This window comes from Pedobacter gandavensis (assembly GCF_014172405.1).
Lineage (GTDB): Bacteria > Bacteroidota > Bacteroidia > Sphingobacteriales > Sphingobacteriaceae > Pedobacter > Pedobacter gandavensis.
On sequence record NZ_WNXC01000009.1, the window covers coordinates 25,834 to 38,118 of the forward strand.

The following is a 12,285-nucleotide window of genomic DNA, read 5'->3' on the forward strand; positions in this document are numbered from 1 at the left end:
ATTATATCATAATTAATGTTTAACAGAAAAACAGGTTTCGTGTCAGGTATGCTGTTGCTTAGTGCAACGGCATGCTTTGCGCAAGCTAATGGCCAGGCAACAGCAGTTATTCCTGCTGGAGCTTCCTTAAAGTTGAGGGCCGCTTCTGTTAATGCAGTCAGTTATCAATGGTTAAAAGACGGTGTCGTTATACCTGATGCTGTAAATATTGAATATGCTGCTTTCCTACCCGGTGTTTACACCGTAATTTCCTACAATACAAACGGATGTGCATCGCACATCTCAGATCCACTGCTACTTACCGGTGGAAGCGTACTGACTTTAAGTGCAGACGTGATGATCACCAAAAGTTCAGAAAATAAATCTATCACTGTAAATGATGCCTTTGAATACCAGTTGCAGGTAAAAAACAATGGAGCTGGAGTGGCAAATAGTGTTAAAGTTCAAGACATTCTTCCGGAGAATATGGTTTTAGAACAGCTCCTACATCCGAGTATCGGATTTGCCGATTATGCAGCGGGTACCAGAACTGTTCTTTGGCAAATTCCGAAACTAGAGAATGGGGAATCTGCCATGCTAAGAATAAAAGTCAAGCCATTAAAGCCAGGGGTTTTAGAAAACACGGCGACTGTTACAGCCAATGAAGTCGACCCTAATCTGGCAAACAACACCTCTACCAACCGTAAATCAGTATCAGATTTATTTATTCCTAACGTATTCACACCAAATGGTGATGGAAAAAATGATGCCTTTGTCATTACCGGATTAGAAAGATATCCTGAAAATGAACTGAGTATTTTCAATCGCTGGGGATCAGCAGTAATGGAGAAAAAACCATACAAGAATGATTGGGATGGCTCTCAGCTTACGGAAGGCACCTATTTTTACCTGATAAAGGTGAAAATGGCCAATAATACCTGGGAAGTTTACAAAGGATTTATAACCATTATCCGTTAACATCCATTCTGTTTTAAAGACCCTACACTACCTAAAAATCCGGCCGTTTTAGCGGCCGGATTTATTTTGTAGGTTTATGAATGATTAACCTGATTAGAAACCGGTGTTTTGCGACAGGTTTTCATTTAATGTCCTTTCTGTTTCAGGAACAGGCATCAGTAGGTATTTATCATCCAATGTGATATTATGAATTTTCAATTGTTGCTGTTTCATTCTACCAAGTCTTAACAAATCGTACCTTCTTTGTCCTTCAGCAGCAAACTCCCAACCTCTTTCATCTACCAATGCGCTGATGAATTCCTCTTTTCCTGGTGTGGTAACCAAGCTGAGTGGCAACAATCCGGCTCTATTTCTAACTGCGTTAATCCCATTAAACTTATTAGGATCAGCGCTATTTAACTGATTCATGGCCTCTGATTGCATCAGCAATACATCAGCATAACGCAAGATCACCCAATTATTTCTAGCACTATTCCCTTGTCTGGCGGGATCAGTAAACTTTAGGTAATAGAAGTTCGCGGTACCTGGAACCGCAGCAATTGTTGCTGCTTTCCTTAAGTCGTTATTTGCATAAGATAACGCAAATGCATTTTCCACATAGAAAGCTTCATTTCCATCATTAGGAAATACCGATTTAGGTAAATGCATCCTTGGGGTAATCGTTCCTGTACTGGGTGCTAACCCAAATTGCACGACAAATATTTCTTCTTTATTTGATGCTTTTTTATCGGGATTAAAGACATCAGCAAAAGGCAGTAAAGTGTATACTCCAGGGCTCACTGCAATCACCTTATTACAAGCCGTTAAAGCATCCTGATAATCTGTAGACTCTGCGGCAGCTGTAGCTGCCCTGGTCAGGTATACTTTGGCCAATAAAGCACTCGCAGCACCACTAGAAACACGGCCTTTACTTGCCGCAGGAATCTTGTCTTCTTTTAGACAGCTGATTTCTGCGAATTTCAAATCTGAAATAATCTGTTCATATACTGCCTTGATTGGCATTCTGGAAGGTTTTAAATCATCAGCACCTTCTGTTGCCTTAATCAGCAAGGGTACGTCCCCGAAGCTCCTCACCAGATCGAAATAAGCAAGGGCACGTAAAAATTTGGCATTTCCAGCGATCTGATCCCTGGTTGCACGTGTAATCGGCCCATTTTCTACGTTTTGAATCACATCATTTGCGCGGTTAATCAGCACATAAGAATTGTTCCACCAATTACTGATCTCTCCATTGGTGGAAGTATAGGTCTGACTATACAATTCTGGTCGGTTGGTTTGAGGTAGTCCCACTTTCATTTGATCTCCGGTAAGGTCATTGATCACCCATACCGTTCGTCCATAATACTGTTGTGTTTGCATCACACTGATCACACCATTTAAAGCCGCATTGGCATCTCCTTCTGTTTTGTAAAATTTATTCTGAGAAATAAAATCATAAGCATCCTCCTGAAGGAATTTCTTACATGACGACATATTGAGCAACACCACAATGGCGATTAGTATATTTATCTTTTTCATTATCTTTTCTTAATAGGTGAATTAAAAGCCCAATCTAACTCCCGCAGTAAAGGTTCTGGCGGTCGGATAAGCGTTATAATCTGTGTTTAAACTTAAACCATTGCTGAGGCCGAAAGAATTTACCTCAGGGTCATAACCACTATATTTAGTGAAAGTCAGCAGGTTCGTCCCTGTCGCAAAAATGCCCGCAGATTTAATTGTTTTACCCAATCCTTTACTGATTGGTAGATTGTAAGCCAGAGAAACTGTTTTCAACCTTAGGAAACTGCCATTTTCGACTACGTCACTCGTTACCCCAGTTCTTCTACGTAAGGTACTATTGGCTTTCGGAATGGTATTGCTTGTATTTGGACCTGTCCACCTATTGACTACTGAGGCCAACTTGTTCGTGGTGAAGTCCCCGGATTCCATTTCATACCTGTTGAGGTTTAATACCTCATCGCCCTGCACACCTTGAATAAAAATATTCAGATTTAAACGGCCAAAAGTAAAATTATTGGTGATTCCATAAATGAAATCGGGTTGCGCATGGCCGATAATTTCCCGGTCTTTGGCATCAATCACCTGATCTCCGGTAAGGTCTGCATATCTTGGATCTCCAGGTAATACCCCTTTTATGCCACTCGCATCAATCTCTGCCTGAGTTTGCCAGATACCCAAAAAGCGATATCCGAAAAAGGAACCTATAGACTCCCCTACTCTCAATACGCTGGTTCCGCCATTTCCAGAAGGAAATAGCGCACTGCTCGCATCACCTACAAAACGTTCTTTTTCACCGGCCAGGTCAGTCACCTTATTTCTGTTCAGGGAGAAATTCAGGTTGGTACTCCACTGGAATTTCTTTCCATTGATGTTCTCTGTGTTGATCGCCAACTCGAACCCTTTATTTGATACCCCTCCGGCATTTAATAAAATGCTACTATAACCAGCTGTTCTGGGAATAGAAACATTGAGCAACAAATCTTTGGTTTTTTTACTGTAATAATCCGCTGTTAAAGAGATTCTGTTATTGAACAAAGCAAGATCTAAACCGAGGTCAAATGAAGCGGTAGATTCCCAGGCAAGATTAGGATTCGGGATGTTATTTGGGGAAACCCCTACCACACGATTACCGCCCAATGTTGCGCCATTAACACTGTAACGGGCAATAGACTGATAGGGATCTATTTCTTGATTTCCAGAAACCCCGTAACTGGCCCTCAATTTCAAATCGCTCACAAAGGGCAAAGTTTTCATAAAATCTTCTGCTATCACACGCCATGCAATCGCTCCCGAGGGAAAATAACCCCATTTATTATTGGCACCAAATTTCGAAGAACCATCCGCACGCATCGTGAAAGTAACCAGGTATTTATCCATCAAGCGATAATTAACCCGGCCAAAAAAGGAAGCCAAATTATTTTTCACTTTCCCCGAACCTGGAACCAGCACATTCGCACCGATTCCGATATTATCTACCCCCAATACATTGGTGAAGAAATTATTACTTGCAGCAAAGAAATCAGTATTATAGAATTCCTGCATACTAAAACCGCCAATTACATTTATCGCATTGTTTTTATTGATTTGTTTATCATAAGTCAGGGTATTTTCATTTACCCAGCTGACGTTATCTGCATATTCTTTCCTTGCCGTTCCAAGCGTATTACTCCCCACAAAGAGATCCGAAGGCACATAAAAGTCTCTGGTTTGTAAATTGAAATCTGTACCAAATGTAGATTTCCATTTCAAGCCCTTAATAATTTCATATTCTCCATAGAAATTCATCAGGCCACGCAGGTTTTTGTATTGATTCGTCGTTTTATTGGCATAAGCAACTGGATTTCCAAGTGCAAAAACATAGCCTGTAGGACCGTTCTGAACGGTATAATCACCATTTGTAAAGACAGGTACTGCTGGATTAATCCTTAGGGCTTCCAATAGAACCCCACCATTAGAACCACCACTGGTGTTCACCAAAGCACGTTTATCTAATCCGGCGGTAAGTTGAGAAGTAAAACCAAAGTTCAATTTCTCTCCTACTTTTTTATCCAGATTAAACCTGACTGATGCTCGTTTATAACCAGAATTGATAATGATCCCTTGCTGATCAAAGTAATTCATACTCAGGTTATACTTTGTATCCGCCGTTCCTCCGATAAAATTAAGCTGATAATTGCTGATTGGAGCAGTTCTGAAAATTTCATTTTGCCAATCTGTTCCTTTACCTAAAGCTGCCAATTGCGCATCAGTATAAGGTAAGGCCTTAGCTGAAGCAGGAGTTTCGATATTAGTGAGCCTTTGAACATCATTCAGGTAGTTTCCATATTGGGTAGCATCCATCATCTTGTATGGATTTCTTACTTTTTGAAGGCCATAATAAGCTTCGAAATTAATAGACGACTGACCAGCAGCACCTTTTTTAGTAGTCACGATAACCACCCCATTTGCCCCTCTACTTCCATAAATCGCAATAGAAGAAGCATCTTTCAAGATGTCAATAGATTGAATGTCATTTGGGTTTATCGAACTTAAATTCCCTGCTCCCGGGAATCCATCGATCACAAATAAAGGCTCATTACTTGAATTGATAGAGTTGGTCCCGCGGATTCTCAAACTTACAGTTCCACCAGGTTGCGCTTGTGTTTGAGTCACCTGTACCCCACTTGCACGCCCTTGTATCATTTGATCAACTCGTGTAATAGGTACATTCTCCAGACTTTTCGCCGTAATAGAAGAAACCGCACCCGTCAGGTCTTTTTTCTTCTGGGTGCCATAGCCAACCACGACAACTTCATCTAAATCAGTATTATCCTCAGCCAGCGTAATGTTTACTGAGCCTGAAGTTAAGGTGTAATTTTGAGTGATAAAACCTATACTCGTAAAGATCAGTACATCGCCACTTTTAGCAGTTATAGAAAATTTACCTTCCCCATTGGTTAAGGTACCGGCTCCTGAGCTTTTAACTTTTACAGAAACTCCAGGAATTGGGTTATTGGATTTATCTTTAACGGTTCCTGTGACCGGTCCGGTTTGCGCAAATACGATCATGCAACAGAACTGCAGGAAAGCAATAAGAAGTGTGATTCTTTTCATCATATTATATTTGGTTTTGGTTATTGGTTTGATTCTTAATGTTAATTACGCTGATATACAATCCAACCTCCATAATTTCTTATGGCGATTAAGCTGTTTTAACTCCTTTAAAAAAGAAGGGATTTGCGTTGTTTTTTCTTTTGCTCAAATATTACCGCAGGAGATCTGTATGGAAAATTTCCTATACAGGCGGATACTTTGCTGGAAAGTACCTGTTCATGAATTTAATATTTGGTGATCCAATGTAGGAATCCAGAGGCTCATCGAGGGGTGAAATTCTTAAATCAATAGGATGAAAATTATAAAATAAGTTAAAAACCAAATCTTTAACATCCTTGTTATTAGCATAATTGATAAAGATGATGGAATCTAAAGTGGAAATACTTATTATAGGAGCTGGCTTAGCGGGTCTAACAGCGGCCCTTCATTTTTTAAAATCAGGCTTCCCGGTAACGCTGGTTGAAAAAAACACTTACCCTCATCATAAAGTCTGTGGCGAGTATTTATCAAATGAAGTATTACCCTATCTGGATTGGCTAGACTTAAACCTGAGCTCGCTAGCTCCTGTGGCCATTCATCGATTTAATTTCTCTACCAATGACGGTCAATTGTTGCAAATCCCTTTGCCTTTAGGAGGTATGGGTATCAGCAGATATTCTCTGGATCATTATCTTTTCCAGGAGGCCATTGCCAGGGGTTGTCAAATGATCCATGACACGGTGGTAGACCTTAGCTTTGAAGAAGATATCTTCAGCCTGAAGCTAGCCAGCCAACAATTGATAAAAGCGAGAATTGTGATTGGGGCTTATGGTAAACGTGATGGACTGGATCAGAAATTATCTCGCCATTTCATCCAAAAAAAATCTCCCTGGCTAGCTGTAAAAGCACACTATGAAGGTCCATTTCCGGATGATTTGGTTGCACTTCATAATTTTGAGGGTGGTTATTGTGGCGTATCAAAAGTAGAAAACAACAAAATTAACATTTGCTACCTCGTAGACTATGCTTCCTTCAAGAAGTACAAAAGTATTCCGGAGCACCGCATGCAGGTATTATATCAGAATCCTCATTTGAAAAAGATATTTGAGGAGATGAGCCCCCTGTTTGATCAACCGATTACCATTGGTCAGATCTCTTTTGAAAAGAAATCAATTGTAGAAAACCATGTCCTCATGATCGGGGATACCGCTGGCCTGATTCATCCTTTCTGCGGAAACGGAATGGCAATGGCGATTCATAGCGCCAAACTCTGCGCATCCGCGGTGATCGATTATTTAACCAGCGAATCTTCATCCAGAACTCAATTAGAGCGAGGATACCAGCGTTTATGGAATCAAAATTTCGGGAGTCGCATCACCGCAGGAAAGGTAATGTCAGGAATTTTAAGAAAAAAACAACTGACCAGTAAATTCATGCGTATATTAATAAAATATCCATTTTTAATGTCAATGATGGTCAAAAAAACCCATGGAAATCCAATAATGACAGATCAGGTATAAACTATGATAGATACCCGTTACAGAAGCGAATTGCCAGAAATCATGGATAATTTTTCCATGGAAGGAGAAATATTAAAAGACGCGCTCGATAAAATAGCCAGCATTAACCAATTATTAGGGGGAAATAAAGTAACCCTTACCGGGGTAAAAGAACTCCTCCATTCTGCAGCACTGCATCATTCGGTAAAAGCGCAGGACATCGACAAAATTAACGAGAAAGCTGAAATCAGTATCCTTGATGTTGGCTGTGGGAATGGGGATATGCTGCGGTTTTTAGCAGATTATGCCAATAAAAATCATTTAAATTTTAAGCTTAAAGGAATAGATGCGAATGCTTTTACTATTCTACATGCCAATTACTTATCATCCACTTATGAAAACATAAGTTATGAATGTGTAGATATTTTTCAAGAATCAGCTTTATCTGATTCTTACGATATCATATTATGTACCCTTACCTTACATCATTTTAAAGACCAGGAAATTATACAACTACTCTCCATATTCCGGGAAAAAGCCAGATTGGGCATCATTGTTAACGACTTACAACGCCATGCAATCCCCTATTACCTCTTTATCGCCTTGTGTTTTGTATTCAGGCTCAATAAAATGTCAAGAGAAGATGGCCTGATTTCCATTTTAAGGGGATTCAAAAGAAAAGACCTGGAGCAATATTCCAATCAATTGAAACTAATCAACACCACTATCCGTTGGAAATGGGCATTCCGGTACCAGTGGATTATCCCTACGATATGAGTGTAAAAATTATAACGGTCGCAAAATCCCTTCCAGAATACTCCAGAACTACGGAGGAAATCATTCCATTCTTAGACACCTGGTTGTCTGGGCAAGAGGATCGTTTCAAAAGAAAAGTAAAGAAAGTTTTTGAAAACGCCATGGTCGACCAAAGGTATTCCATCATGTCTCCTGAAGAAGTTTTTGGAAAAGCTTCTCTTGAAGAACGAAATAACATTTATATACGTGAAGGGATCAAATTAGGGATTAACTGCTTGGGGAATGCCTTAGAAAAAGCAAATTGGCAAGCCAGTCACCTGGATTATATCATTACCGTAAGTTGTACGGGCATCATGATTCCTTCCTTAGATGCCTACCTGATTAACGCTTTAAACCTGCGGCAGGATATTGTCCGTCTTCCGGTAACAGAAATGGGCTGTGCCGCAGGAATCTCTGGTATCATTTACGCTAAGAATTTCCTAAAAGCGAATCCGGGAAAACGCGCAGCAGTAGTTGCGGTAGAATCTCCAACGGCGACCCTTCAACTGAATGATTTTTCGATGGCCAATATGGTCAGTGCCGCAATTTTTGGTGATGGTGCAGCTTGTGTTCTATTGTCTTCTGATGAAAATGACCAGGGCCCCGAAATCATTGGAGAAGAAATGTATCATTTCTACAATTCAGAACAATTAATGGGGTTTCATTTGAGTAATACCGGTCTTAAAATGGTGTTAGATGTGGATGTTCCAGATAACATAGCGACTCATTTTCCAGATATTATCCATCCTTTTCTAAAAAAATACGGTTTATCCTTAAAAGACATGGATCATTTGATCTTTCATCCGGGTGGAAAAAAGATCATCCAGGTGGTCGAAGAACTTTTCGGCCTTTCTGGGAAAAACATTCTGGATACCAAAGAAATACTGCGACTATATGGAAACATGTCTAGTGCAACTGTGTTATATGTACTGGAACGTTTCATGGATAAAAGCCCTGCTCATGGCGATCATGGACTCATGCTGAGCTTTGGACCTGGTTTTTCTGCGCAGAGAATATTATTAAAGTGGTAACTTTACCACATCATTGAGATAAAGATATATTGATATAAACATGAACAAAGAAGAAATCCTAACCCACTTACCTTATAGCAAACCGTTTTTATTTGTTGACGAACTATTGTCGATCGACGAGAATGGCTCTGTTGGAACCTACACTTACGATAAAGATCTTGATTTTTACAAAGGCCATTTCAAAGACCATCCGGTAACTCCTGGTGTGATTTTAACAGAAACTATGGCACAAATTGGCTTGGTTTGCCTGGGTATTTACCTGACTGCAACCGCAGCTTCTGGTCTTCCGGGACATGTGATGTTAACCTCTACTGCCATCGATTTCATGAAACCGGTTTTCCCTGGTGAAAAAGTAACGGTGACCACCGAAAAAGTATATTTCCGTTTCAAAAAGCTGCATTGTAATGTACAAATGACCAATGAGGCCGGAGAAGTAGTTTGTAAAGGAACCATTTCAGGAATGGTAACCAATAAAATGAATGGCTAACAGGGTTGTCATAACGGGTATGGGTGTGGTCGCACCAAATGGAGTCGGTTTAGCTCCTTTTCTTGAGGCTATTCGAACCGGTCGTTCCGGCATCACCCATCATCCGTTATTAGAAAAACTTCAGTTTTCCTGCCAGATTGCCGGAACACCCGTCCTATCGGATGCTTTAATCGCCAATTATTTCTCTGAGCTTGAATTGAGGAACTTCAACAGTTCCGGCATCCTGTATGGCGTTATCGCAGCAATGGATGCCTGGGCAGATGCTGGACTAACTATTGAACAGTCCGGAGAACCAGACTGGGATAGCGGGACAATATTTGGTAGTGGTACTACAGGAGTGGATAAATTCAGAGAGGCTATTTACAAAATAGATGATTTACAGACCCGACGCTTAGGCAGCAATGTGGTCTCACAAACCATGGCTAGTGGGATCAGCGCTTACATCGGCGGAAAACTGGGACTGGGTAATCAGGTAAGCAGTAATTCATCCGCTTGCACAACAGGCACAGAAAGCATTTTAATGGCCTATGAGCGTATCAAATCTGGTCTGGCAACAAGAATACTTGCCGGGAGTACCAGCGACAGTGGGCCTTACATTTGGGCGGGCTTTGACGCCATGAAAGTTTGCACTTTTAAACACAATGATGCACCGGAATCCGGATCCAGGCCCATGAGTGCCAGTGCCAGTGGATTTGTTCCCGGAAGTGGTGCAGGGGCCTTTGTTGTAGAATCACTGGAATCCGCATTGGCCAGAGGCGCCAGGATTTATGCAGAAATCCTTGGGGGAAACCTCAATTCCGGGGGACAAAGGGGAACTGGAACCATGACTGCCCCAAATGCGATGGCTGTACAGCGCTGCATCCGCACTGCAATTCAAAATTCAGGGATCACAGCCAACGAAATCGACCTCATCAACGGACACCTTACCGCCACCTCAAAAGATAGCTTAGAAATCCAGAACTGGTGCGAGGCGCTACAAAGATCTGGCGAGAACTTCCCTTATATCAATTCTTTAAAATCTATGGTCGGCCACTGCCTGAGTGCCGCTGGCAGTGTAGAGTGCGTAGCTGCTCTATTGCAGATGCAACACGACTTTATAGCCCCAAACCTCAATTGTGAAGATCTTAATCCAGAAATTACTTCGCTGATTTCTCCCTCCAAAATCCCTCAAAAACAATTACCTTTCCCTATTCGGGTACTTGCCAAAGCCAGTTTCGGTTTTGGAGATGTCAATGCTTGTATCATTTTTAAAAAACATATTAGCAATTAATCTGTTTGTTAGAAACACCATAAAGATCCTTAAAATGATAGCCATACCATTTCAAAATGAAAACATGGACAGATCCTTAATACTCTCCAAATTAAAAGTCATTGTCGCCAATTACAGTCACGATAAAGACGCTTTAGAATACCTTACGGAAAGCACCGATTTCATCAAAGACCTCAAAATCAATTCTGCAAATCTGGTAGATGTAGTGCTCGATGTAGAAGAAGAATTCGACATCGAAATCGACAACTTATCCATGGAGCGGATGTTAAATGTAAGTGCTGCACTTGAAATCATTACCGACAAATTGAAAGAAAAATGATAGGCAATGATATTGTTGATTTGCGACAAGCGATGCTGGAAAGCAACTGGCGCAGAAAAGGGTATCTGGACAAACTATTTTCAAGAACAGAGCAATTATGGATTGAAGGAACCAGCAAGCCTACCCAAATGATCTGGTTGTTGTGGAGCATGAAAGAAGCTGCTTATAAGATCCATTCCAGAAGAAAAAACTGGCGGGCATTTGCTCCTTTAAAGCTCATTTGCCAAACATTGGAAATCAAAGAGGAACTGGCGACAGGTAGCATACAATGTGAAAACATCACCTTCTTCAGTCAGACGATACTGGCAACGGATTTCATCCACACTGTTGTTAGTGAGCAATATCCCATGCAAGCAATTAAAGTAAATATCAGTACTTATAACCCTGGTGATTGTAGCTATAGAAGTACCGATCCGGCCACAGTGAGTCACCATGGCCGATTCCTGGCATTAGCCTACTTAAAGTAAGCTTTACTTTATTAAATTTTCTTCAATCAAAAGATTAATAATACCATCCGCAAGTCCAACTTTAGGCACATAAATCTGCTTAATCCCTGTCCATTTCAACAGCGTGATATAAATCTCACAAGCTGGAATAATTACATCCGCACGGTCTGGATTTAATCCAAAAACCTGAATTCTCTCTTTTAAAGAATGACTGTTCAAGTTGTTATAAAGCGTTTTTAGTTTGATAAAAGACATTGGCATCCCTTCTTTCTCGTCAGACATGCGGTACAGTTTATTGATGTTTCCACCAGTACCAATGGCTGCTAGATTTTTAAGTGATTTCGTGTTTTCTTTTACCCATAATTTCATCTCTTCCCAAGTTTCTTCCCTATCCTGGTTGTCAAGAATTCTTATCGTTCCAATGTCAAAAGACTTGGAAGCTACTGGAATTCGATTCACAAACACGGAAAGTTCTGTACTTCCTCCACCCACATCAATATATAGGTAACTCTTTTTATTGTCCAGAGTCTCTTCTATATGATTTGCGTAGATGATATTTGCTTCCCTTTGACCATGGATAATTTCCAGATTCAGGTCGCATTTTTCCTTCACCTGTTTGATGATTTCTCCTCCATTTTCTGCTTCACGCATTGCTGAGGTGGCACAAGCCAGGTATTTACTGACATGATAAACATCCATCAGGTTTTTAAATGCCAGCATGGTTTTTAGTAAATCCTCTGTCTTTCTTTTGGAGATGCGATGATCTAGAAAAGCATCATCTCCCAAACGCAAAGGAACCCTGATTAATGTATTTTTCTTAAAGCCGAATCCTTCCTCAGTTTTAGTGATGTCAGCAATTAACAACCTGACGGCATTGGATCCTATATCTATAGCAGCATATCTAAGCAT

Annotated in this window: 11 protein-coding genes; 8 read left to right on the plus strand and 3 right to left on the minus strand. The window is 40.7% G+C overall.

Features of this window, described 5'->3' with window-relative positions; translation table 11 throughout:
• The first annotated feature begins 15 nt into the window (after window positions 1–15).
• On the plus strand, window positions 16–957 hold the full coding sequence (locus GM920_RS20180) for a T9SS type B sorting domain-containing protein (protein WP_182960889.1): 942 nt from the start codon (window positions 16–18) through the stop codon (window positions 955–957).
• A 93-nt stretch (window positions 958–1,050) separates the two neighbouring features.
• Here the strand turns inward: GM920_RS20180 and GM920_RS20185 are convergent, their stop codons facing one another.
• On the minus strand, window positions 1,051–2,475 hold the full coding sequence (locus GM920_RS20185) for a RagB/SusD family nutrient uptake outer membrane protein (RefSeq protein WP_182960891.1): 1,425 nt from the start codon (window positions 2,473–2,475) through the stop codon (window positions 1,051–1,053).
• Window positions 2,476–2,496: 21 nt separating this feature from the next.
• Entirely contained in the window at window positions 2,497–5,553 is a 3,057-nt protein-coding gene (locus GM920_RS20190) for a SusC/RagA family TonB-linked outer membrane protein (protein ID WP_182960893.1), read from the minus strand.
• A 356-nt stretch (window positions 5,554–5,909) separates the two neighbouring features.
• Here GM920_RS20190 and GM920_RS20195 point away from each other — a divergent pair, with 356 nt between their 5' ends.
• From GM920_RS20195 to GM920_RS20225, 7 genes are all read left to right on the plus strand, one after another.
• On the plus strand, window positions 5,910–7,049 hold the full coding sequence (locus GM920_RS20195; RefSeq protein ID WP_235964598.1) for an NAD(P)/FAD-dependent oxidoreductase: 1,140 nt from the start codon (window positions 5,910–5,912) through the stop codon (window positions 7,047–7,049).
• 3 nt (window positions 7,050–7,052) lie between these two features.
• Window positions 7,053–7,805 carry a methyltransferase domain-containing protein gene (locus tag GM920_RS20200; protein WP_202986156.1) on the plus strand — a complete coding sequence of 251 codons (753 nt, stop codon included), beginning with the start codon at window positions 7,053–7,055 and terminating at the stop codon, window positions 7,803–7,805.
• Window positions 7,802–8,854: a type III polyketide synthase gene (locus GM920_RS20205; RefSeq protein ID WP_182960895.1), complete on the plus strand. Its 1,053-nt coding sequence runs from the start codon at window positions 7,802–7,804 to the stop codon at window positions 8,852–8,854. Before GM920_RS20200 ends, GM920_RS20205 begins: the two co-directional genes overlap by 4 nt.
• A gap of 40 nt (window positions 8,855–8,894) precedes the next feature.
• On the plus strand, window positions 8,895–9,341 hold the full coding sequence (locus GM920_RS20210) for a 3-hydroxyacyl-ACP dehydratase FabZ family protein (protein ID WP_182960897.1): 447 nt from the start codon (window positions 8,895–8,897) through the stop codon (window positions 9,339–9,341).
• Complete coding sequence (locus GM920_RS20215; RefSeq protein WP_182960899.1) at window positions 9,334–10,611, plus strand: beta-ketoacyl-[acyl-carrier-protein] synthase family protein; 1,278 nt, start codon at window positions 9,334–9,336, stop codon at window positions 10,609–10,611. Before GM920_RS20210 ends, GM920_RS20215 begins: the two co-directional genes overlap by 8 nt.
• A gap of 64 nt (window positions 10,612–10,675) precedes the next feature.
• Window positions 10,676–10,930 (plus strand): acyl carrier protein, encoded by a 255-nt coding sequence (locus GM920_RS20220; RefSeq protein ID WP_182960901.1) that lies wholly within the window; start codon window positions 10,676–10,678, stop codon window positions 10,928–10,930.
• Window positions 10,927–11,397 (plus strand): 4'-phosphopantetheinyl transferase family protein, encoded by a 471-nt coding sequence (locus tag GM920_RS20225; protein WP_182960903.1) that lies wholly within the window; start codon window positions 10,927–10,929, stop codon window positions 11,395–11,397. Before GM920_RS20220 ends, GM920_RS20225 begins: the two co-directional genes overlap by 4 nt.
• A 3-nt stretch (window positions 11,398–11,400) precedes the next feature.
• On the opposite strand, the gene GM920_RS20230 is transcribed toward GM920_RS20225, so the two are convergent.
• On the minus strand, window positions 11,401–12,285 hold the full coding sequence (locus GM920_RS20230) for a Ppx/GppA phosphatase family protein (RefSeq protein WP_182960905.1): 885 nt from the start codon (window positions 12,283–12,285) through the stop codon (window positions 11,401–11,403).